18 protein-coding genes, 1 rRNA gene and 1 pseudogene are annotated in these 22,635 nt (G+C 59.9%); 12 read left to right on the top strand and 8 right to left on the bottom strand.

Going from position 1 to position 22,635, the window contains the following annotated elements; translation table 11 throughout:
• The first annotated feature begins 194 nt into the window (after positions 1–194).
• Positions 195–313: ribosomal RNA gene (gene rrf / locus AC1EJZ_RS08415) — 5S ribosomal RNA — on the top strand.
• Positions 314–546: 233 nt separating this feature from the next.
• On the opposite strand, the gene AC1EJZ_RS08410 is transcribed toward rrf, so the two are convergent.
• From AC1EJZ_RS08410 to AC1EJZ_RS08380, 7 genes are all read right to left on the bottom strand, one after another.
• Entirely contained in the window at positions 547–2,298 is a 1,752-nt protein-coding gene (locus AC1EJZ_RS08410) for a histidine-type phosphatase (RefSeq protein WP_480294551.1), read from the bottom strand.
• Between the two features lie 260 nt (positions 2,299–2,558).
• Complete coding sequence (locus AC1EJZ_RS08405) at positions 2,559–3,206, bottom strand: sulfite exporter TauE/SafE family protein (protein ID WP_285014331.1); 648 nt, start codon at positions 3,204–3,206, stop codon at positions 2,559–2,561.
• Between the two features lie 138 nt (positions 3,207–3,344).
• Positions 3,345–4,118 carry an ABC transporter ATP-binding protein gene (locus AC1EJZ_RS08400; protein ID WP_058236249.1) on the bottom strand — a complete coding sequence of 258 codons (774 nt, stop codon included), beginning with the start codon at positions 4,116–4,118 and terminating at the stop codon, positions 3,345–3,347.
• The gene (locus tag AC1EJZ_RS08395) at positions 4,111–4,950 is read right to left on the bottom strand and encodes an ABC transporter ATP-binding protein (protein WP_480294548.1); all 840 of its coding nucleotides are present in this window, start codon (positions 4,948–4,950) and stop codon (positions 4,111–4,113) included. Before AC1EJZ_RS08395 ends, AC1EJZ_RS08400 begins: the two co-directional genes overlap by 8 nt.
• Positions 4,947–5,810: an ABC transporter permease gene (locus AC1EJZ_RS08390; protein ID WP_092648332.1), complete on the bottom strand. Its 864-nt coding sequence runs from the start codon at positions 5,808–5,810 to the stop codon at positions 4,947–4,949. Before AC1EJZ_RS08390 ends, AC1EJZ_RS08395 begins: the two co-directional genes overlap by 4 nt.
• Complete coding sequence (locus tag AC1EJZ_RS08385) at positions 5,811–6,776, bottom strand: ABC transporter permease (RefSeq protein WP_480294545.1); 966 nt, start codon at positions 6,774–6,776, stop codon at positions 5,811–5,813.
• Positions 6,773–8,293 carry an ABC transporter substrate-binding protein gene (locus AC1EJZ_RS08380; RefSeq protein ID WP_480294543.1) on the bottom strand — a complete coding sequence of 507 codons (1,521 nt, stop codon included), beginning with the start codon at positions 8,291–8,293 and terminating at the stop codon, positions 6,773–6,775. Before AC1EJZ_RS08380 ends, AC1EJZ_RS08385 begins: the two co-directional genes overlap by 4 nt.
• A gap of 535 nt (positions 8,294–8,828) precedes the next feature.
• Here AC1EJZ_RS08380 and AC1EJZ_RS08375 point away from each other — a divergent pair.
• The 3 genes and pseudogenes from AC1EJZ_RS08375 to AC1EJZ_RS08365 all read left to right on the top strand — a co-directional run.
• Positions 8,829–10,103 (top strand): annotated as a pseudogene (locus AC1EJZ_RS08375) (threonine/serine exporter family protein); the annotation flags it as partial.
• Between the two features lie 590 nt (positions 10,104–10,693).
• A complete protein-coding gene (locus AC1EJZ_RS08370; protein WP_480289008.1) occupies positions 10,694–10,981 on the top strand; it encodes a hypothetical protein in 288 nt (95 codons plus the stop codon).
• The gene (locus AC1EJZ_RS08365) at positions 10,971–11,186 is read left to right on the top strand and encodes a hypothetical protein (RefSeq protein WP_480289009.1); all 216 of its coding nucleotides are present in this window, start codon (positions 10,971–10,973) and stop codon (positions 11,184–11,186) included. Before AC1EJZ_RS08370 ends, AC1EJZ_RS08365 begins: the two co-directional genes overlap by 11 nt.
• 102 nt (positions 11,187–11,288) lie before the next feature.
• Here AC1EJZ_RS08365 and AC1EJZ_RS08360 read toward each other — a convergent pair whose 3' ends face one another.
• Positions 11,289–12,881 (bottom strand): aspartate:alanine exchanger family transporter, encoded by a 1,593-nt coding sequence (locus AC1EJZ_RS08360; RefSeq protein ID WP_480289010.1) that lies wholly within the window; start codon positions 12,879–12,881, stop codon positions 11,289–11,291.
• 503 nt (positions 12,882–13,384) lie between these two features.
• Here AC1EJZ_RS08360 and AC1EJZ_RS08355 point away from each other — a divergent pair.
• The 8 genes from AC1EJZ_RS08355 to AC1EJZ_RS08320 all read left to right on the top strand — a co-directional run bounded on the left by AC1EJZ_RS08355 (position 13,385) and on the right by AC1EJZ_RS08320 (position 22,605).
• Complete coding sequence (locus tag AC1EJZ_RS08355; RefSeq protein ID WP_058236827.1) at positions 13,385–15,142, top strand: acetolactate synthase large subunit; 1,758 nt, start codon at positions 13,385–13,387, stop codon at positions 15,140–15,142.
• 3 nt (positions 15,143–15,145) lie between these two features.
• Positions 15,146–15,658, top strand: a complete 513-nt coding sequence (gene ilvN / locus AC1EJZ_RS08350) for an acetolactate synthase small subunit (RefSeq protein WP_058236255.1) — start codon at positions 15,146–15,148, stop codon at positions 15,656–15,658.
• A 4-nt stretch (positions 15,659–15,662) separates the two neighbouring features.
• The gene (gene ilvC, locus AC1EJZ_RS08345) at positions 15,663–16,688 is read left to right on the top strand and encodes a ketol-acid reductoisomerase (RefSeq protein WP_058236256.1); all 1,026 of its coding nucleotides are present in this window, start codon (positions 15,663–15,665) and stop codon (positions 16,686–16,688) included.
• Positions 16,689–16,860: 172 nt separating this feature from the next.
• Positions 16,861–17,925, top strand: coding sequence for a 3-isopropylmalate dehydrogenase (locus tag AC1EJZ_RS08340; protein WP_058236257.1), 1,065 nt, complete (start codon positions 16,861–16,863; stop codon positions 17,923–17,925).
• Between the two features lie 232 nt (positions 17,926–18,157).
• Entirely contained in the window at positions 18,158–19,303 is a 1,146-nt protein-coding gene (locus AC1EJZ_RS08335; protein ID WP_058236258.1) for a branched-chain amino acid aminotransferase, read from the top strand.
• Between the two features lie 154 nt (positions 19,304–19,457).
• Positions 19,458–20,726, top strand: a complete 1,269-nt coding sequence (locus tag AC1EJZ_RS08330) for a heme/hemin ABC transporter substrate-binding protein (RefSeq protein WP_074026143.1) — start codon at positions 19,458–19,460, stop codon at positions 20,724–20,726.
• Positions 20,723–21,766: a FecCD family ABC transporter permease gene (locus tag AC1EJZ_RS08325; RefSeq protein WP_227469049.1), complete on the top strand. Its 1,044-nt coding sequence runs from the start codon at positions 20,723–20,725 to the stop codon at positions 21,764–21,766. Before AC1EJZ_RS08330 ends, AC1EJZ_RS08325 begins: the two co-directional genes overlap by 4 nt.
• Complete coding sequence (locus tag AC1EJZ_RS08320; protein WP_480289014.1) at positions 21,763–22,605, top strand: heme ABC transporter ATP-binding protein; 843 nt, start codon at positions 21,763–21,765, stop codon at positions 22,603–22,605. Before AC1EJZ_RS08325 ends, AC1EJZ_RS08320 begins: the two co-directional genes overlap by 4 nt.
• Positions 22,606–22,635: the final 30 nt, after the last annotated feature.

Below are 22,635 nucleotides of genomic sequence, written 5' to 3'. Positions count from 1 at the left end.
TGATAGGCCAGAGGTGGAAGCATTGTGAGGTGTTGTGAGCCGACTGGTACTAATGGGCCGATTCTAAACCAACACTCCACACTAGTGTGTGGGGCGAAGCGAGAAAACACGTGCACCCTATGTTTGGGGTGTGGTGCTTGCAATCACTGTGCGGTACACACTCAACCCACACGTTGTGGGTGGGTGACATTTTTTGCGGTGGCTCATGGCAGGCGGGAAACGCCCGGCTCCTTTCCGAACCCGGAAGCTAAGCCGCCTTTGCGCTGATGGTACTGCGACCGGGGGGTCGTGGGAGAGTAAGACACTGCCGCAATCAACCGTGAGTTGGGGGTGGGGTACAGGCCTGGAGACAGGCCAGTACCCCACCCCCCTTTTTTTACGCGCACACGCTGCCCGGACGCGCGCCAGCGCGGATAGCAGGCACTGCCCGAGCCTCACGAGCGAGATGCATCTGTCGGATTGGCTTTCAGCACCGAAGAAGCCTACCCCCACGCACGGGGGGAGGCTCCCATAGACGGGAGGCGTCTTCAATTGCCAGGTGAGGGCCTACCTGCGGCGCGTCACCAAAACTGTTCCCATTAAGATTGCCGCCAGGCCCGCAATCACAAGACCAGAGTCCGAGCCCGTTGTCGCGAGGTGTGAGGGACGCTCCAAGACCACACCTTGACCCCGACCCTCCTCATCACCAGTAGTCTGAGCTGGATCAACCTCTGGCTTGCCAGATGGTCCAACAGGCGAGGACTTCGTCAGCAGTGGAGATTCCGTTTGAGCTTGTCCAAGAAGACAATGGCGCAGCTCGGAGACCTTGTACCAGGATGATCCTTCGGCAACCGCAGTACACGAGGAATTAAACGGTGTTTCCACCTCGTTGACAAGCATGCGGACAATCGGGGTCCACGACCTACCCGTTGCAGGATCGGTGCCGGCCTGACAGGCCGTGTCCCACTGGACGTTTGCCGCCATCGGCATGACGGTGGATCCGCGCCATTCGTTGGTGGCGTAGTTAAAGACGTCGTCGATGCTGACAGGCTGTGAGACAGCAGGTGCCTGCTGGGTTGAACCAGGCAAACGAAGCAGGGCGGAGAAAGGAGCAATCGTTTCTGCGTGAGCAAAGCGGAACGTTGCAACGTGGGATCCACCTGCGGTGCGCTCATCGATCTGGGCGAAGAAATCATCGAGCAACGGTTGCGCAGGCGCGTATGACCCGTCAGTTCCCGTCACGCCCGGACCTTTTTCGTAAAAGTCCTCAGCGTCGAGCAGATAGGAGAACCACTTGGCGTCGTCCTGGTAGTTTGCGAAATACTGCTCGAAATCGAATGCGTGCTCCCCGGTGTTTTCCTCCTGCATATCAGCACCGATGATGTACAGGTTGTACAGATCCATCGCCGCATCAACAGCGCTGGTGATCTTCTTTTTGGCGGAGCCGCACGCATCAGCGTCAGTGCTTTCATCAGCGTTCGGTGCGCAGTTCTTGTCGCCGTCCTTCGAGCCATCGGCAGTGTTGAACCATGTATGCGCATCATCTCCGATCGAGTCAATAAACTCGGGCGTGAAGATCTGCGAGAGAACCCGGCGTGCCGATTCCTGCGACTGAGGCAGCGACTCGATGTAATCGATCGCTCCGGCGATCACTCCACCGTCACTGGTCTGCTCCCCAATGAATGCTTCGTAACGAGAGGCTACTTCGTAAGCCGGCGTCCCCTCCTGCTTCACTGAGCCATCAGGGTTCTCCAGCTTGTGGAAGTAAAGTGTTTCAGGATGCGCTTCGAGGGATTCCACGATCGGCGTCACACTGTTGTGCGAGGCGGCTTCAAACCCTGTGAGGAAGCTTTCGCCGGATTCGGTGGCGCGAGCCTCACCTGAGGACTCAAAGCGGATCGCGTCACCCTCGGCAATGGCGCGCTCGAAGAGAGCAGAGTTGCGTTTGTAGGTGCGTTCACCAATTCCGCGGTGCTGCGTAGCGCCCTGACCGGTGAGCATTCCGTAGCCGTTGGCCACGTTGGCCGCTGTGATCGACTCGAGGTTCTTCATGAAGGCCTCGCCCACCTCCGGTGACACGAAACCATTTTCTTTCTGAGCCGTCTGAGCCATCAGCATTAACAGAGCATCGTACTTATAGGAGGACAATCCTCGCGAACCATGGCGAGCGACGAGCTGAGTATGTTCAATGTCGAAACCTGCTGGAGGCTGTGAATATCCTGCGATGTCACTTTCGCTGGGTGCGATGTACGGCTGCTTCGAGGAATAGAAAGGACCTTCCTCGGTGGCGTCAGCAAAAGCCAGTTGCTGAGTTGACACCACGGACAATGCCGCAATTGAACAAAGCGCAGTCAGCCCGACAATCCGGGCGCGCTGTGTAGTCGTGTTCAGACTCCTAAGCACTATGAAAGCGAAACACATACAGCCCTCACGCTAAGTGGTCAAAATGGCAGGAAGGGCCATGAAAGCTAACGCAACGTTACAGGCGCGTGAACATCTGCCGGAAGGTCGATGGCCTTGCTGTCGAGCGTCACAAGACCGACCGTGGTGCCGCACTGACATCTACTTACGGGGTTGCACTACAACCCTGTGACGGACGGTAGTGAGCGCCCAGTTGTCATGTTCGTGAAAGAGCTGATTATGCGCCGGTTGACACCGAGATAATACCTTTGATCAGGACAGTTGCAGCGCCCACAACTGCCAGGACCAGTGCCAGCGCACGGGAATGAGACTTGCTGACTCGAGGAGCAATAAGCACTCCCGCAGCGATCCCCACGAGCATCGCGCCAATAGCTACTGCGATGAGCCACCACGAGGTATGAAGCTGCACAGAACCACTCAACCACTTGGTTGTCAGCGAAATCAACCCGCCGTAGCTTCGCCCCTCGAACCACAGATGCGATCAGTGACACGGTGATGAGTGCGCCAACAATAACCTGCACCCAGGCAGGTGAAACACTACGCACCAGCAAAGCCCCAGGAATTGAGCCGACCACCATGATTGGCCCGAGCAGCACCCACCGTTTCCAGTCGATGTCGCGCCACACGGTCAGCGCGATGATGCTCGCATTGATGACAGCCAGAATATTCATCATGACGATGCCGTCCACACCGCCCATCAGCAGCGACAACACCGGGCCAGCAACCAGGCCCAGCCCCATGCCGGAAATGCGTTGCAAAGACGCTCCCAGCAGGACTGAGCAGGCAATACAACACGCTACTAGCATGTGCCGCACCTCCTTGCTGGTGGCTATCACATCCACCTAGGCGATGCCTCCACCTCAATGAGAGGAGTGTCGGCCCTTGGCGGTGCTACCTACTATTCAGCCGGCGCGTCCTTCGAGCCGGACGGTATTTCCGGTGAGTCAGTCGGTGCCGCTTGGCAGTCGAGGAATTGCAGCAATCAGTGCGCGCGCATAGTCGCCCTCGGGAGCTGACAATACACGACGAGTCGGGCCGCGATCTTCGACGTGCCCATCCTTGAGCACGACGATAGTGTCGCACGCTGAGGCCACGGTCGCCAGATCGTGAGAAACCAGCAGAAGCGACATGCCGCGCTCACGGGTGATCGAATCGATCATCTCCATGACGGAGGCGCGCGTCGCCATATCCAGTGCCGAAACAGGTTCATCAGCGATGATGACGCTCGGCTCAGACACCAGGGCCCGGGCAATGGCGATGCGTTGACGCTGCCCACCTGAAAAAGTTCGAGGATACTCGTCAGCGCGCTGCGGATCGACACCGACCAGCCGCAATGCCTCGTGCACCATCTCCCGCGCCCGTGCGCCCGACGCCACCTTCAGCGCGTGCAGCGGCTCGGCAACGATCGCCCCGACACGCATACGCGGGTTGAGTGAAGAATACGGATCCTGGAACACCGCCTGAACGTGTGAACGGAAATTGCGCATGATACTGCGCGAACGCGAGCGCACCGGCATCCCGGCAAAGGTGACAGACCCCGACTGCGCGGGCAACAATCCCAGGCCCAGCCGCGCAGCTGTGGTTTTCCCGCTTCCGGATTCACCGACGAGGGCGACGCGTGCACCCGGCTCGAGGTGCACGCTGAAGTGGTCAATGCCGGCATCTGTTGACGGGTAGTGGAAGGTGACGTCGTCAAAAATCAAAGCAGAATCACTCATCGTTGTCCCTCCGATCGTCGCGGGACTTGATAGTGTCCATCATCGTGTCGAGGTGGCGCGCCGCCTCCACAATGCGGCGTGTGCCATCGCTCAGATCCGTTGCGTCTGCGGCCACGAGGTTCGAGGTTGACACGTCGTCGCTGATCCGTCCCTCCTCGATGACGACGATGCGATCAGCCATCTGTGCGACCACCGGAAGGTCATGAGAGATGAAAAGTAACGCAGTGTCGTGCTGGCGCGTGGCCTGGGTGAGGACATCCAGAATATGCGCCTGCACTGTTACGTCCAGCGCCGTGGTGGGCTCATCTGCGATCAGGAGGTCTGGCTGACAGGCCAGCGCCAGCGCAATCGCCACGCGTTGGCGCTGGCCTCCGGACAGTTCATGCGCAAATGCGTGGGCAACGCGTTCAGGATCAGGTAGCTGCACTCCGCTCAGCGCTTCATTGATTGCAGCGCGCATGGCGCGTCGCCCTCGTACATGCTGATGGTGGGCCAGCGGCCACTCCAATTGCTTACCGATACGCATGAGCGGATCGAGGGCAGACAGGGGATCCTGGAAAACCATTGCCGCCGTGGCTCCACGGAAGCTGCGCAGGTCTTTTTCGGATGCACCGGTCACATTGAGGTCGCTCACCCGTAAAGATCCGCTCACCTGAGCTGACGAGGGTAGAAGCCCCATCACAGTTTTGGCGAACATTGATTTACCCGACCCGGACGCACCGATCATGCCCACGTGCTCGCCGCGATTCATGGTCAGATTGAGCGAGTCCAGAATCGTGCTGCCGCCGATGCGCACGGTCAGATCATTGGCCTGGAGCAGTGGCGCGGTCATGAGGCCTCCTGCTGGGTAGGATCGACCGCGGCGCGCAGGCCGTCCGACAGTAGATTTGCGCCGATCACGAGGACGACGATGGCGACGCCTGGTGCGATTGCGCCCAGAGGCTGTGTGGTGAACGTGGCCTGAGCATCCAGCAGCAGACGCCCCCACGACGCGTTCGGCGGGGGAGTGCCCAGCCCTAGGTAGGACAATCCTGCTTCAGCCAGAACCGCTGAACCGAACAGCACAGCCACGTTGACGATCAGGAAGGGCCAGATATTGGGTAGAACATGGCGCCAGACAATGCCAAGGGTCCCCACTCCGGACGTGCGTGCGGCAACCACGTACTGCTCGCGCAGCACACGTGATGTGAGGATGCGCGTCAGCCGCGCTATCACGGCAGATGCCGACAGGCCAATCGCCACCGTGACGGTCAGCAGTGATGCGCCTCCAACTGCGACCATCAGCATGGCGAGCAGCAGTGTCGGAAAGGCGATGAGGACGTCCAGGATCGAGGAGGCCACATCGTCGAACCAGCCGCGCGAAAGTGCTGCAAGGAGTCCGAAGCTGATGCCGATGATGGATGCGATGAGCGCTGCGCCGGTGCCGACCGTCAGCGCGATACGCGCACCGATCAGTACGCGTGTAGCGATGTCATGGCCCAGGCGATCGGTGCCGAGCCAGTGCTGCCACGATGCGCCTTCCAGTCGGCCGCCCGACGTGTCATCGACAGGGTAGGGCAGCCAGAACAGTGAGACGAGGGCGGCCAGGGCGACCGCGGAGAGAAGAACGACGCCGATGATCAGGCCGGCTCTGCCGGTTCGACTGGCCCGGCGGCGCGGAGCGGATGGCGAAGGGGAGGGTGCGGGAGTCATTTACGCGCGACCTCCTGTCAGGGAAGTGCGCAGACGCGGATCAACGATACGTTGAAGCACGTCAGCAAGGAACCCGATGACCAGCACGAGGGCGGTGGAGACAAGCAGGACCCCTTGAATAGAGGGGAAATCATGCTGAGCGATCGCTCGGGTCAGCATGGAGCCCAGGCCGGGCAGAGCGAAAACCTGCTCAACAACGACTGCACCGATGAAGGTGGTCGCAAGCTCGATGCTGGCTACCGAGATCACCGGGATCGATGCGTTGCGCAAACCGTGACGGATCATTGCGCGCGTGCGCGACTGGCCCAGCGCCCGCGCGCACGCCATGTAGCCTGAGTCAATGACATCGAGGGCGGCTGAGCGGGTGTAGCGCGTCATCGACGCGCTGGAGACGAAAGCGATGGTGCTGACCGGCAGGACGAGTGCCGTCCACGCGAGGAACGGGGTACCCCATCCCTGGGGTGGAAAACCGCTCGCGGGCACCAGACGCAACCTGACGGCAAAAACGATCACCGCCATCATGGCGATCCAGAAAACAGGAACAGCGATGCCGATCTGCGAAAAGATCGACACGATCAGGCCGGCAGGCCCGTTGCGCCATCGAGCCGCCACGTATCCCAGAGGAATAGCAACGAGCAGGGCGAATGTGAAGGCGATCAGAGTCAGAGGAATGGTCACCGACAGGCGTGAGGCAATCTCAGCGCCCACCGACGTTCCTGATGTAAACGACGTGCCCAGGTCGCCATGCGCCAGGTCAGAAATCCAGCGGACGAACTGGGTCACAACCGGCTGGTCAGATCCGACCTGACGGCGCGCCGCCTCAATCTGTTCCGGCGTTGCGGTCGATGTCAAAAGCGCATTGGCTGGGTCGCCGGGCAGGAGCCTGAGCAGCACAAATATTGCAATGAGGCCCGCCACCCCAGTGGCAACCAGCAATGCGCTGCGACGAACCAGGTACCGGATCACTCGGACTCGCTAATCCCCGCCACGAAGAACTGCGAGTTCAGCCCGTTGACCCCGTATCCGTTCAGATGAGACCGTGCGATCACAACTTGAGGGTACAGGTAGAGCCAGGCGCTTGCGGCTTCCTCGGCAATGATCCTGTTGGCCTGGCGCAGCAGGTCGGCTTGTTCATCGGTGGAATGCGCGTGCTGAGAACGCTCGACAAGGTCGGACACTTCAGGATTGTCGTAGCCCCAGTAGAAATCCGGGTTGGCGTACCACACGACGTCGCGAGTGTTGACGTGCTCCTGCAACGTGGCTTCGTAATCCTTGTTTGTGAAGACCTTGGAATACCATTCGTCAGCGGTGATCGGATTGATCGTCACGGTTACACCGATCTTGGCCAGCTCGCTCTTGACGAACTCAGCGACCAGTGGATGCGGATCGTAGGTCGGAGTGTCCAGCGTGAAGGAGAAGCCGCCAGCCAGTCCAGCTTCGGCCAGCAGTGAGCGCGACAACTCCGGATCGTAAGGGTTCAGGCCAGTCAGGTCCTCATACCACGGGTCCGAAGGCGGCACCATCGAGCCGATGACCTGTCCCTTGTCCGCCCACACGGACTCCAGGAGCTTGTCGCGGTCAATGGCTGAGTAGACAGCTTTGCGCACGCGCGCATCATCGAACGGCTTGACTCGGTCATTGAAAGCGAGCAGTTCCTTCGTCGTGGACATGCCGTCAGAGACGGTGAAGTTCGCGTTCGAATCGAAAGTGGGGATCGCATCCGGTGACTGCACATTCGTCACAATGTCGATGTCACCGGCCTGCAGAGCGTTCGTCATGGACGTCGCATCGGTGAAGTAGTGGAAGATGGCACCGGCATTGGCAGGCTTGTCACCCCAGTAGTCCTCGCGAACCTTCAGCGTGAGGGTCGAACCTTTCGTCCATCCCTCCACCGTGTAGGGTCCGGTGCCGTCAGTTTGCGTCGTGGTGTCGAGCCCTTCGGGAACAACCCACATGCCGGACAGGTCATAGTCCAGTGAAACGGAAGGCTCTGACAGCGTCAGGACGACGGTCGTGCTGTCAGGTGCCTGCACGTCAGAGATAACGGATACTTCCTTCTTGCGCGCGGACTGCGATTCGTCAGACAGTAGGTGCTTGATGGAGGCGACAACGTCGTTGACGGTCATCTCCTTTCCCGAGGAGAACGTCACGCCCTCACGAATGGTGAGCGTATGGGTCAGTCCATCTTCGGAGACGACGTCTTCAGTGGCCAGCCAAGGTTCCACGTCACCCGAATCAGTCAGGCGGAACAGTGTTTCATACACGTTGCCTGTCAGCGCTTCGGTCGCGCCCTGCCCACCGCTACCTGAGTTTGATAGGTTCGTCGGCTCGTACAGGGAGCCAATGTCAATGGTGGCCGCTGCGTTCGCCTGGCCGCCGGCGCTTTGACCGGACTGGCTCGAGTTGAAAGCATCCGGGCCCGCACACGCAGTCATTCCCATGACGAGGGTGGCCAACGCGGCGATGACTCGTGAACGTTTCACAAAAGCTCCTATCCCAGATGCGGTCAGTGCGCTGTGTGTCACTGCGGACGCATCGCGACTGTTTAATCGGTGTGTGGGCGGGCGGTCACTATATATGCAGCCCACACTAGTCACACGTTAATGCGAGATGAAGACCTGTGCGTTGTGATATTCACCGTGTGAGATGGGAAGCGGGTCACCTGTCCTAGGCAAGGAGGTGTCGATGGTGGCACCATTTATTACTGTGAAAAACTCTGCCTCAGATGATTCGACTGCCAGCTCGGCGTCGAACTTTTCGGCACCTGCGTCCAACGAGTTGCCCTCGTCGAGCACAGCCGCGCACGACGATCCCAGGCACGACGAACCCGGTCGCGACGGTTCCCGTCACGGCAGGCCAGGCCACAATGAGCCTGGTGGCGGCGATACCAGGCGGGGCGATGCCGGGCGAGGCGCTCCTGAACGCACTGCTGCGGCGCGTGAGGATGCAGTCACGGGCACAGACCACAACCGGTACGCTCACACCGAGCGTGAACGCACCTCACTGACGCTGCACCGTATGGTGGCTCACGATCGCCTTGCTCACGCGTCGCGTATCGTGTTGCGTCTGGGACAGATGCTGTTGTCCAGCGGTGCGAGTGCATTTCGCGTCAAACACGGCATGGCTCGTCTGGCGCAGGCAGTCGGCATTGAGCAGCACCACGCGCAGGTGACATACACCGAGATTATCTCCACGGCGTACGCGTCGGGCACCTTCCGCACCGAGCTTGCCGAGCAGCGCGCGATGGGTGTCAACGCTGACCGCATCGACCGGCTTGCGAGTTTCGTCAATGGCCTGGGCGGGCCCGGATCGATCAGCATCGAGGAAGTCGACTCCACACTTGATGAGATCGAGCACGTGCCGCCGTTGTATTCGACGCTGCCGAACGCGTTGGCATCGGGTATCGCATGCGCGGCGTTCTCATTTCTCAATCACGGCGGCTGGGTGGAGTGCTCCGTTGTTGCCATCGCGGCCTTCTTCGGTCAGTATCTGCGCCGCCAGATGCTTCACCGTCGCATGAATCACTTCGGCGTGTGGATGGCGTGCGGTGCATTGGCCTCCACGATCTACATTTCACTGGTGGCAGCCGCGCAGCACTTCATGAACGTCGAACCAACCCACCAGGCCGGCTTCATTTCAGCAGTGCTCTTCCTGGTGCCAGGATTCCCGTTGGTCACCGGCATCATTGACCTGGTGCGTCACGATTTCCAGGCGGGGATTCCGCGTCTGGTCTATGTCACGATGCTGATGGTGTCGGCGGGTGTGGCCGTGTGGAGCGTGTCGTTGATTTTCCACTGGTCGGTCACCCCTCAGTATGACTATCACCTAATGCCGTGGGTGCTGTACCTGCTGCGGTTCCTGACCTCGTATATCGCGTCTTACGGGTTCGCTATGTTGTTTAATACGCCGCCCAAGGTCAGTGCCTACGCTGCGCTGATCGGTGCAATGATCAACACGGGTCGTCTGGCGATGGTGGATGAGTTGCATGTGCCCGTTCAGGCTGCTGTGGGGATTGCGGCACTGTGCGCGGGTCTGCTGGCGTCGCTGGTGGCGCGTTCGAGCCATCGTTACTCACGCGTGAGTCTGTCGGTGCCCGCCGTTGTCATCATGATCCCGGGTGTGCCGTTGTACCGTTCGCTGGCCTACCTGAACAACGGGAACATCAATGACGCGTCTGCCGCACTTTTCTCCGTGTTCTTCACGGTTATTTCAATCGGCGTGGGTCTGGCGGTTGCGCGCATGCTCACTGACCGCAACTGGCTGATGGAGCGTCCAGTGTCTGTGCCTTCGCTCGGCCTGGCTGGGGCAATCGACGAGGGTGACGTTGATGAGCTGGGTGACAGCCTGGGCGATGAGGTCGATCCTTTCCCTGAAGGAGCCGACGGGCGGTAGCCGGTGGTATACCGCTGCAGCGCCGGCACGGCGTGCGGCACCCCGCGAGAGGGCGCGCAGGAATCGCTGCGCATCAACGTCATGCGGGTACTGTCAAGGGGTCAAGGTCTGTCAGTGCGCTGCTGGGCACCTCGCCACAGTGACGGTCAACTGTTCAAGGTATTAATCAGCCGGTCAAGGTAGCCGACGTTGCGAAGATCAACCGGTCAAGGTAGCACGCCGTCACCGCGCGATCTCACCATGTGAGAACCGCGGAATAGTGCGGAAAAGTCGCTGTTGCCGAAGCGTGCCGGCCAGTTTTTCAGCTCTCTTACCTTGACCGGTTGACTGCATCTGACGTGATTGCATCTGACGTGCTGGCCTTGGCACGCCCTTCACTCAAGCCCATAGTTCGCGCCGCATACCTTTTCCGTCAGACAGCTGCTGTGCGCGGCAGTTTGTCGCCGAACCTTGTTGAGCCGGCAGCACTCTAATACCCTCATTATTAGCTGGTGTGGAATAATGTGCCTGCGGTTGTGGGTGCTGTTGTTGCGGCACTTACTCTTGGCTATACGGTTGCTCGCGATGATGGTGTATCTCGAGCAGCTTCGGGGCAGATTACCTGGAGCCAATGGAAAGGCTCTATTGGCTGGGGGATTTACGCAGGTGCAGTTGCGCTCGGCCCGGTTGGCGTGGTGGCCTATGAAGGGTGGAAGAACGGCTTTACGCAGGAATGCATGAAACATGACTATTGCAAGAATGGGTCGGTGATTCACAATGACTGTGAAGGTGACCAGTGATGCTTTGTATGTTATTGCCACTGTGCTGTTGGGTGGCGGGGTGATTTATGCGCTTGTGACACGCGGCGCAGTTCCTGGGCCTGCTTTGGGGATCGGGATGCTGGTCCTGTTTATTGCTGCCGCATTGAATCTGATTGATGAGCGGCGCAAACGTCAGTCGCTCCATTCGGACAAGACCCGCAGGGGTATCGACAAAGATCAGTAGCCAGCTCGCACAAAAAGCGGGTCGCCCTCGTCCATAAAGGAGGAACGAGGACGACCCGCCAATTGCTGATTAGCTGCGTAGAGCAGGCGTGAAACCGAGCAGCTACATGGCGCCGAAGACCTGCGCCACCATGATCTTGCCGATCATGGCGACCGGGTAGACCAGTGCGTAGCCGAGCGCCACACGAGGATCCATGTTCGTGCGGCCATTCGCAAATGCCAATACCGCAGGCTGGGTCTGCGAACCTGCAAGTACACCGGCCAGGCGCGTGCCGCCCATCTTGAAGATCCAGCGCATCGTACAGTACATGCCGATCGCCATGATCAACGTGATAATGACGCCGAGCAGGAAGATCTTCCACCATGCGCCTGATGTGAACGCTTCGATGATCTGACCGCCTGCGACGGCTCCGGCCTGAGCGAGGAAGACCAGCAAACCGAACTCCGAGAGCACCTGGCATGCGGTGTAGGGGATCGCGGTGACGATCGGGCCGACGCGGCCGATCTTGCCAAAGATCAGGCCTATGATCAGCGTGCCGGCAGCGGAACCGATCGAGAAATACTCACCGGTGGGGGTGAAGAACTTCAGCTCGCCCAGCAAAATGCCCAGCGCCATGCCGATGCCCAGAGCGACCGGGTTCACGTCAGACAGGCCGCGTGCCGAGTCACCGAAGAACTCGGTAATCTTCTTCATCTTGGAGGTCGGAGCAACCACACGCACGCGGTCACCTTGCTGGAGCACCAGTCCTGGTTCTGCGACCATATCCACGTCACCGCGACGTACACGAGAAATCGTGGCGGAAAAACGAGTGGCGAAATCAAGGTCTCCCACTGTTCGCCCAGCGACCTTCGGGTCAGACACTGTCATGCGGCGGAAGTCCAGGTAGGAGCGGTCCTGCAACAGTGAGTGCGAGGAGGAGTGCCCAAGCTCGGTGGCAACACGCGCCACAAGTTCACGTGGGCCAACAACTGTCAGCAGGTCACCAGGATCGAGTGTGTCCGACATGGATGGGCGCGTGATCGGGCCAGCCTCACCGCGGCGCAGACGCGAGAACGTCACGCGGCTGCCGAGCTTTTCGTAGATGTCACCAATGAAGGGATGGTCTTCGCGCTCGACGCGGATGGTGCGGTTAGCCAGCGGGCTGGGCGCATCTTTGTCGTGCTTGCCGTATGACAGGGCAGCAGCCGCAGCACCGAGCATGCCGATGACACCAAAAATGTAGGAAATGGAGTAGCCAACAGTGGCAGCACCTGGGTCGCCGGACGCTTCTCCGGCGGCAGCCAGAGCGGGCGTGTTCGTCGTAGCACCGGCAAATGTGCCCGTGATCATCGCGGTGCTCATGCCGAATCCGCGTCCGACCAGCAGGCCGACCGAAGCGGCCACGATGTACAGCACGACCATGATAAGGATTGGTCCGATGGCCTTGCGCAGATTGTGGAAGAAGGATGCGCCGGAAGTAATACCGATAGCAAAGGCGAACAGGGCCAGGCCAAGCGTGCCGAGTTCACGGGTGACGCGCAGCTCAACACCGTATGTTTCCGCCCACGCAGCCAGGATGATCGCGAAGAACAACACCGCGGCGGCACCCAGTCCGATTCCACGAACTTTGACGCGGCCAAACGCCATCCCGATGCCGATCAGGATGAACAGGAACAGCACGGGCTGTTCAGCCAAAAATGAGAATACAGAGGCCACAGGCACACTCCCATTAAGTTCCAAAGGTCTACATGCTCTGGCATTATCTCAGGTATTTCTCAGGGTGCGACAGTCTATCGTCCCAATTGTCGTCACATTTGGCGAATGCGACGCGACTGGCTTTCTGGCCCGGCTCGCATGGGGCCTGCTGGCGTGGTGTGGGGATGACGAGGGCGTGCTGCAGGTTTGATACTGCACCGATGCCGGATGCGTGCCGAAAAGGCGCGAAGAAAGGGTGCGGAGGGCTGCCTGTGAAGCGCAGACAATCTGGCTAATGACGCCGGGTTCTCACAATATGAGATTCCGGGACTCGCGGCCCGACGGAGCCGTAACGTATGAGACGTGCAGAACATTATCGCAGTGACGGACGTCATCCTCCTCGTAGGTCGGCGTGCGTATCCTGCTGCGTAAATGTCAGGTGGAACGCACGCCTAATCCCCACGCTTGGAGCGAAGGGGATTTTTTTGTACCACCACACAAACCATTGAGAGGACACCATGAACATGGGCGATACTCCAACACAGACAATGACCGGGGCGCAGGCCATCGTCGCGAGCCTGGAAGCACTGGGCGTGACCGACATTTTCGGTATGCCAGGTGGCGCGATCTTGCCGACCTACGACCCGCTCATGGATTCATCCATGCGTCACATTCTGGTTCGACACGAACAAGGAGCAGGACACGCCGCCGAGGGGTACGCCCTGGCGACTGGAAAAGTGGGCGTTGCGATCGTGACGTCCGGGCCGGCAGCAACCAACACATTGACTGCACTGGCTGATGCCAATATGGACTCTGTTCCGATCGTCGTCATTACAGGCCAGGTCGGTGCCTCCATGATCGGCACTGACGCATTCCAGGAAGCAGACATCGTGGGCGCATCCATGCCGCTCACCAAGCACTCATTCCTGGTGACGGACGCGCAGGAAATCCCCTCGCTGATCGCTGAAGCATTCCACATCGCATCGACCGGGCGGCCAGGCCCCGTCCTCGTCGACGTGACAAAATCTGCCCAAAACGCACAGATGAAATTTTCGTGGCCACCGGCATTCGACCTGCCGGGCTACAGGCCTGCCGCTAAGCCGCACAAGAAGCAGGTGCGCGCAGCAGCGGCTGCCATTGCGACAGCTCAAGCTCCAGTTCTGTACGTCGGCGGTGGCGTGATCCGCTCCCGCAGTTCCGAGGCGCTGGCAGAACTGGTGGAAGCGACCAACGCGCCAGTGGTGACCACACTGACCGCGCGCGGCGCATTCCCCGACTCGGATCAGCACTGCCTGGGAATGCCGGGAATGCACGGAACGGTCGCAGCGGTGGGAGCCTTGCAGCGTGCCGACCTCGTTGTTTCTCTGGGTGCACGGTTCGATGACCGCGTGACAGGAAACCTCGACTCCTTCGCGCGTCGCGCACGTGTGATCCACGTAGACATCGATGCTGCGGAGATCTCCAAGAACCGAGTGGCAGACATTCCCATCGTGGGCGATCTGGCAGCGACCCTGCCTCGCCTGACGGCTGCCGTCAAGGCTGTACAGGACGCCAGTAAACCTGCCGACCTGGGCGGGTGGTGGCGCTACCTCAACAGGCTGCGCGACACTTACCCGATGGGGTGGACTGAACCGGAAGACGGGCGCCTTGCCCCGCAGGGCGTGATCTCGCGCCTGTCAGCTCACGCACCTGATGCCATCTTCACTACCGGCGTGGGGCAACACCAGATGTGGGCGGCGCAGTTCCTCACACTCGACAAGCCTCACCACTTCATTTCCTCCAGCGGACTGGGAACAATGGGCTACTGCATTCCAGCCGCAATGGGAGCGCAGGTCGGACAACCCGACACGGTGGTGTGGGCAATTGACGGCGACGGATCATTCCAGATGACCAACCAGGAGCTCGCCACCTGCGTGGTGAACCGGATCCCGATCAAGATTGCCCTGATCAACAACTCGGTGCTGGGCATGGTGCGGCAGTGGCAGTCGCTGTTCTATTCGAAACGCTATTCGAATACCGACCTCAACCCCGACGAGGGTGACCAGGTTCCGAACTTCGTGGCACTGGCGAAAGCCTACGGCCTCGAAGCACGGACCGTGCGAACCGAGGACGAGGTGGACGAAGCGATCGACTGGGCAATGTCAATCAATGATCGACCTGTCTTACTGGACTTCAGGGTGTCGCGAGATTCGATGGTGTGGCCGATGGTCGCAGCCGGAGTTTCAAACGACGACATCATGTACGCCAAGGACATGGCCCCGAACTGGGAAACGGAGGACTGACCGATGGGACACTTGCGAACCTTGTCAGTGCTGGTGGAAAACAAGCCGGGCGTCCTCACCCGAGTGGCAGCACTTTTTGCCCGCCGCGCATTCAACATTCAATCCCTGGCAGTGGGGGAAACCGAACACCCGAAGATTTCCCGCATGACGATCATCGTTGAAGCCGATGGTCTGCCGTTTGAACAGATCACCAAGCAGCTCAACAAGCTGATCAACGTCATCAAAGTCGTTGAACTTGAGCCAGATTCCAGCGTGGAGCGCCGACTCATGCTGATTAAGGTGCGCACGCATGGTGCACACCGCACCCCCGTGCTCGAAGTGGTCGATTTGTTCCGTGCTCACGTTGTTGACGTCCAGCCGGAATCGGTGGTGATCGAATCCATTGGATCTGGTCAGAAGCTCGACGCCCTCGTGCGCGCACTTGAGCCATTTGGCATCACAGAAATCGTTCAATCAGGCGCTGTCGCCATTGGCCGCGGTCAACGCTCAATCACAGATCAACTCAAGGAGATTTAGAACAATGGCTGAAATCATCTATGACGACGGAGCAGATTTGTCGCTGATCCAGTCCAGGAAGGTCGCCATCATCGGATACGGCTCTCAAGGACATGCTCACGCCCTGAACCTGAAAGATTCCGGCGTTGACGTGGTGGTGGGACTTCGCCCTGGCTCATCCTCGTGGGACAAGGCCGAAAAGGCAGGCCTGAAAGTAGAGGACGTTCCCGAAGCTGTCAAGGAAGCGGACGTCGTCATGATTCTGGTCCCCGACCAGGTCCAGCGCACCGTTTACGCAGAGCAGATCGAGCCGAACCTGAAGGAAGATGCGGCACTGTTCTTCGCACACGGCTTCAACATCCGCTTCGGCTACATCGACCCGGGCAAGAACCATGACGTGTGTATGGTTGCGCCCAAGGGCCCTGGCCACACTGTTCGCCGCCAGTTCGTTGACGGCAAGGGCGTTCCAGCTGTTGTCGCAGTGGAAAACGACGCGTCGGGCAACGCATGGGATCTGACTCTGGCATACGCCAAGGGCCTGGGTGCCACCCGCGCCGGCGTCATCAAGACGACCTTCACCGAAGAAACCGAAACCGACCTGTTCGGTGAGCAGAGCGTGCTGTGCGGTGGCGTCTCGCACCTGATCCAGGCCGGCTTCGAAACCCTCGTTGAGGCCGGCTACCAGCCTGAAATCGCCTACTTCGAGGTGTGCCATGAGATGAAGCTGATCGTCGACCTCATTAACGAGGGCGGCATCACCAAGCAGCGTTGGTCGTGCTCTGACACAGCTGAGTACGGTGACTACGTGTCCGGTCCGCGAGTGATCGGCCCGCAGGTCAAAGAAGCGATGAAAGAGGTGTTGGCGGACATTCAAAACGACTCCTTCGCGCACCGATTCATTGCTGACCAGGAAGCGGGCGGCCAGGAGTTCAAGGCACTGCGTGCCGAGGAAGAAAGCCACCCGATTGAAAAGACCGGTCAGGAACTGCGCCGCAAGTTCGGATGGGCGTCCGTTGACGAGGACTACACGGACGGCTCAGCAGCTCGCTGATCTTTCAGTTGATGACCGTGAGCCGGGGGTGGCACCGAACAGGTGCCACCCCCGGTCTATGCGTAGGCCTTCATGACCACCATGTGCGGAGCACAGTGTCCGCCATGTGGGCCGCTCATTCGCATGGTGGACGAGGAGCCGTGAGCGCAGATGGAAGCGACACAATGAAGCCATGACACGGTTGAAATTAGCTGTAATTCCCGGAGATGGCATCGGGCGCGAAGTTGTGCCGGAAGCACTGCGCGCACTGGAGGCCGCACTTGCTGGCTCAGGTACACACATTGACACCACCGACTTTGACCTGGGCGCCCATCGCTACCACTCCACTGGTGAGATTCTCACCGACGAGGACCTTGCCCGGATCGATGATTCCGATGCGATCGTTTTGGGCGCAGTGGGCGACCCGTCAGTGCCCTCAGGCGTGCTGGAACGCGGTTTACTGTTGAAGCTGCGCTTCAGCCTGGATCACTACGTCAACTTGCGTCCCTCGCTGTACTACCCAGGAGTTGCAACCCCCCTGGCCGATCCCGGCACCGTTGATTTCACTGTCGTGCGCGAGGGGACAGAAGGCCTGTACTGCGGAAATGGTGGCGCCATACGTACCGGCACCGACCAGGAAATTGCCACCGAGGTGTCCGTGAACACCGCCTTTGGCGTGCAACGCGTAGTGAAATACGCCTTCGAACAGGCGGCCGTCCGTCCAGCGCACCACCTGACGCTGGTGCACAAGCACAACGTCCTCGTCAATGCCGGGGGACTGTGGCAGCGCACGGTGGAAGAAATCGGCGCACACTACCCGAACGTCACTGTCGACTATGCCCACATCGATGCCGCCACGATCTACATGGTGAACGACCCGGGCCGATTCGATGTCATCGTCACCGACAATCTCTTCGGAGATATCCTGACCGACCTTGCCGGCGCGGTAACCGGTGGAATCGGCTTGGCAGCGTCGGGCAATATCAATCCCGAGGGTACTCACCCCTCCATGTTCGAACCGGTCCACGGATCTGGCCCCGACATCGCCGGGACAGGAAAGGCAGACCCGACAGCTGCGATCGCATCGGTCGGAATGCTGTTGGAACACTTGGGATATCGCGAGGAAGCAGGCGCAGTCCACGATGCCATCGAACGCGACATGCAGCGTCGCGCTGACGCGCAGGCAAGCGGTGAGCAGCTGGTGCGTTCAACAGAACAGATTGGCAGCGATATCGCAGCGCAACTGGCACGCGACTAGGAGGTGTGCCAGTTGCCGTGGGACTGAGGTGAGCGTAGCCCTCGCGCAGCCAGAGTGCGCGCGTTCACGCCGACCACGTGCAGTGGCTCGACCATGCGCAGCTGCGCATTGCGCGCCCGAGACGTCCGCTCGTGCGAAACAGGTCGACATATGGACTGTCATATTGTTCTGCGGTGCAGAGGGATAGGCTGCAGGTAGCGAATGCGAAAGTCAGTGACGATGAGGAGTAACGATGACTATTGAGCATCAGCCCACGCAATTGGAACAAGCAGGTAGCCAGCCGCTTCCGGACGCCGACCGTATTGCTGGGCGCTTCCCGCTCGAAAAGAACACGTCGCCCGCTGATCAGGCAACTTACGACGGCATCATGAAGGACCTCACCTTCGGTCACCGCTTCACTGACCACATGGCACACATGGCGTGGACACCGCAGCAGGGATGGCATGACCGCGAAATCATTCCATTCCGGGATCTGACCGTGTCGCCGGCTGCTGCCGTGTTCCACTACAGCCAGTCCGTCTTCGAAGGACTCAAGGCGTACCGCCATGAGGACGGCTCCGTGTGGACATTCCGCCCCGGATACAACGCTGCGCGCATCAACCATTCCGCTCACCGTCTTGCACTTCCACAGATGGACCGCGAAGACTTCGTGGGCTCGCTCGTAGACTATGTTCGCGCCGACGAAAAATGGGTGCCTGACGTGGAAGGGTCCAGCCTGTATTTGAGACCCTTCATGTTCGCATCTGAGGCGTTCTTAGGCGTCCACTCGGCTTCGCGCATTGACTACTACGTGATTGGATCCCCCTCGGGCCCGTATTTCGTGGGCGGATTCCAACCAGTGTCGATTTGGGTCTCCCGAGGTTTCCACCGCGCAGGCCCGGGCGGAACAGGAAGCGCCAAAGCAGGCGGCAACTACGCTGCTTCACTGCTCCCGCAGCAACTCGCAGGGGAAAAGGGCTTTTCGCAAGTCTGCTTCCTCGACAGTTACGAGGAACGCTATCTGGAAGAACTCGGCGGCATGAACATGTTCGTCGTGATGAGCGACGGACGAGTGTGCACACCTGAACTGACTGGCGTCATTCTGGAAGGCGGCACGCGCTCCGCGATCTGCCAGCTCCTGCGCTCACAGGGCGTGGATGTTGAAGAAAAGCCGATCGCCCTGGACGACCTGGTCAGCGGCATTCAGTCGGGCGCCGTCAGCGAGGTCTTCGCATGTGGAACTGCCGCTGTCGTCACACCCATCGGCCGCCTGGCCAATGATGATTTCGACGTGACGATCCCTGTTGGCCCGGTGACGGAAAAGATCTACCACCAGCTCACCGACATTCAGATGGGACGTGCAGACGACCCGTTCAACTGGACGTACAGGATCTGCTGAAACAGGTGTGATAGTCCATCGGCGGTGTTAATTTGCCGACCACGTAGGAACATCGTACTCTTACGTGGGTAAGCCGTTTTTATGTGAAACAGCGTCATATAAGCACGAGGTTTACCAACTGGTCAAACCGACTGCGACAGATGGAGTTTCAACAGTGAAAGCGGCTTCGTGGACACCAGCTGCATGCCTGAGCACACTCACGTGTGCCCTCGTCATGACGGTCACCGGGTGCGCCAACATTGCGACAGTACCCGAATCCGATGCCAGCGCATGCGACATGCCGCCAGCCTCCACCCAAGCCCGCGACTTTGACTTGTCGGAATCAGTTCAGGCCAATCTGCCCGACCCGCTACAGCTCAAGGGGCCAACAACCGCGTACACGCGAAGCGACCAGATCATCCCAATTTCCGACGATCCAACCAGCTCACAGACATTGCCTGCCACCGTGACCAGTGATGACGGTGCGCGCCAGACGGTTACGGACACCACGCGCATTCTTGCCCTGAACAATAACGGCGGACTCGCGTCCATCGTGTACGCGCTCGGATTTGGATGCCAGCTGGTCGGCAGGGACACGGCCACGGCGATCCCCGGCCTCGACAATCTGCCACAAGTCACGCGAAACGGGCACGAACTCAACGCCGAATCCATCCTGGCGCTGCACCCCTCGGTCATCATTACCGACGACAATATCGGACCGCGACAGGTCCACGAGCAGCTACGCGACACGGGCATCCCCGTCGTGTTCATACCTGACGTGCACGAGGGCGGCCTTGACGCTGTCGGTACTCAAATCAAAGCGGTGGCCGATGCTCTGGGTGTCCACGAGCTGGGTGCTCAGCTGGCTACGCGCACCGACCAGGAAATTGCGAACGCACGCCAGGCAGTTGCTTCCATTGCTCCTACTGATTCGTCGGCACGGCCACGCGCCGCATTCCTGTATATGCGCGGTCCCAAAATCTACGACTGGTTCGGCCAGAATTCAGGAGCCGACGCGCTGATTGAAGCATTGGGAGCGACCGACGTGGCAACGGAAGTGGGGTTCGAAGGATCCCAACCTACCAATGCTGAAGCGCTGGTGCAGGCGGCTCCAGACGTGATCGTGACGATGACACTGTCCATTGCGTCGGTTGGCGGGCTAGATGCGATGTTGAAATTGCCCGGCATTGCACAGACACCTGCCGGGCAGAATCGCCGCATCATCGACATGTCTGACTACGAGGTCATGACGTGGGGGCCGCGAACGGCTGATGTGATCGTGGCGTTAGGGCAGGCACTGTATGATCCGGAGCGCGCGTACCTTCCTGACCATAAGCCAGCCATTGTTCAAAAACGCCTCGATGAGATGGCGGCGCGCACAGGGCAACACGGCGGCGCTGGAACAGGGCGCGGTCACGGCGGACAAAGCGGTGCGCGTCAGTGACAACTGCCCGACCCCGCACCCTCATCGTCTTCACCGTGATGACCGCTCTACTGGTCATCACGGTGCTCGTGTCTGCGGCGCTCGGCCAACTCGTCATTCCCTTCGACCAAGTCCTCGGATCCGTTACTCATAAAATCGGCTTGCCGTGGTTTCCTGCACCCACCCACCCATTCGGTGATGAAGCCCTGTGGAACGTGCGCTTCCCTCGCATCGCGATGAGCATCCTGGTGGGAATCTCGCTGGCGGTCGCTGGCGCGTTGATGCAGGGCATATTTGGCAACCCGTTGGCCGAGCCTGGAACAGTGGGTGTCTCCTCTGGAGCAGCGGTTGGTGCCGCACTGTCGGTCATCGCCGGATGGACATTCCTGGGGCCTCTCACCACACCGACGCTGGCATTCGTCGGCGGGCTGATCACCACATTCATCGTCTATGTCATGTCTCGACACGAAGGACGCACCGAAGTCGTGACGTTGATTTTGATGGGCGTCGCCGTCAACGCGGTCGCCGGAGCGATCATCTCATTCATCGTTTTTCGCGCGCCCACATCCGCCCGTGAACAGATCGTGTTCTGGCAGATGGGGTCCATCGCCGGTGCGTGCTGGCAGCAAGTCACCCTCGTCGCACCCCTGTGCGTGATCGGCACGCTCATCGCATTCGCTTTGTCTCGTCAGCTCGACATTCTTTCACTGGGGGAGCGGGCGGCCCGGCATGTCGGTGTCAACGTCGAGCGTCTGCGCATGATCGCGATGACACTGGTAGCACTGCTGGTTTCGTGCGCCGTCGCATTCAACGGCATCATCGCCTTCGTCGGGCTGGTCGTGCCGCACTTCATCCGCATGCTTATCGGCCCCTCTCATGGGCTCCTGCTGCCCGCAAGCGCGCTGGGCGGCGCACTCCTGATGGTCAGCGCGGACTTTTGTGCCCGCACACTCATCGCCTACGCCGACCTGCCGATCGGCATGCTCACGTCACTGGTCGGAGGGCCCTTCTTTTTCTACCTGCTCAGGCGCTCACGTTCGCGATCAGGAGGCTGGGCATGAGAACCTGGCGATCCCTGCTTTCACGCGACTCTGACCTGCCCGATCAGCCAGATCCCCACACACCGCTCATCGACGCGCAGGACGTCACGGTGACAATCGATGAGCACACCATCCTCGATCACGTCAGTGTGCGCGTATTCCCCGGCGAGGTGGTCGCCCTCGTCGGTCCCAACGGAGCGGGAAAATCAACCCTGCTGTCTGTGCTGAGCGGAGATCGCGCTCCACAGTCAGGGACAATTCGCGTCGCGCAACGCCCCATCAGGGAATGGAACGCGGTGGAACTGGCACAGCGACGCTCAGTGCTCCTGCAACGTATCGACATCGCGTTCCCCTTTACTGTCGTGGACGTTGTGCGCATGGGGCGGGCATCGTGGGCCGGCACCTCCAAGGAAAACGAGGACGAGGCAACAGTTAGCGCGGTTCTGAGGAAAGTTGATATCGAGGCGCTGCGCGAGCGCACCTACCCTTCACTGTCAGGTGGTGAACGAGCCAGAGCAGCATTTGCCCGCATTATGGCGCAGGCCAGTCCTCTCATGCTGCTCGACGAGCCAACGGCGGCGATGGACATCCGACATCAGGAACTCGTCCTCAGGCTGGCACGCGACTATGCGCAGACGGGCTGCGGTGTTGTCATTGTGCTGCATGCATTGGATGCTGCAGCCGCATATGCGGACCGAGTGATCCTGCTGCACGACGGCACAGTGGACTGCTCAGGGCCGCCCGCTGACGTACTCACGTCTGAGCGTCTGACACGCGTGTACCAGCACCCCATCGACGTATTTGACCACCCTCACACGCACACTCCGGTGATCACGCCACGACGACACTATGCTGAATAAGGCATACCTCAGTTGTGAGGAGAGGTAGTA

It is taken from the genome of Pauljensenia sp. C0170B5, assembly GCF_056590195.1.
Note: the sequence above shows the minus strand (reverse complement) of the source record. Positions and strands in the feature narration are given on the sequence as shown.

Bases quoted from the DNA above. Each gene is read 5' to 3' on its own strand.
- AC1EJZ_RS08405 (WP_285014331.1), bottom strand. From the start codon at position 3,206: ATGCTAGTAGCGTGTTGTATTGCCTGCTCAGTCCTGCTGGGAGCGTCT.
- AC1EJZ_RS08400 (WP_058236249.1), bottom strand. From the start codon at position 4,118: ATGAGTGATTCTGCTTTGATTTTTGACGACGTCACCTTCCACTACCCG.
- AC1EJZ_RS08395 (WP_480294548.1), bottom strand. From the start codon at position 4,950: ATGACCGCGCCACTGCTCCAGGCCAATGATCTGACCGTGCGCATCGGC.
- AC1EJZ_RS08390 (WP_092648332.1), bottom strand. From the start codon at position 5,810: ATGACTCCCGCACCCTCCCCTTCGCCATCCGCTCCGCGCCGCCGGGCC.
- AC1EJZ_RS08355 (WP_058236827.1), top strand. From the start codon at position 13,385: ATGGGCGATACTCCAACACAGACAATGACCGGGGCGCAGGCCATCGTC.
- ilvN (WP_058236255.1), top strand. From the start codon at position 15,146: ATGGGACACTTGCGAACCTTGTCAGTGCTGGTGGAAAACAAGCCGGGC.
- ilvC (WP_058236256.1), top strand. From the start codon at position 15,663: ATGGCTGAAATCATCTATGACGACGGAGCAGATTTGTCGCTGATCCAG.
- AC1EJZ_RS08340 (WP_058236257.1), top strand. From the start codon at position 16,861: ATGACACGGTTGAAATTAGCTGTAATTCCCGGAGATGGCATCGGGCGC.
- AC1EJZ_RS08335 (WP_058236258.1), top strand. From the start codon at position 18,158: ATGACTATTGAGCATCAGCCCACGCAATTGGAACAAGCAGGTAGCCAG.
- AC1EJZ_RS08320 (WP_480289014.1), top strand. From the start codon at position 21,763: ATGAGAACCTGGCGATCCCTGCTTTCACGCGACTCTGACCTGCCCGAT.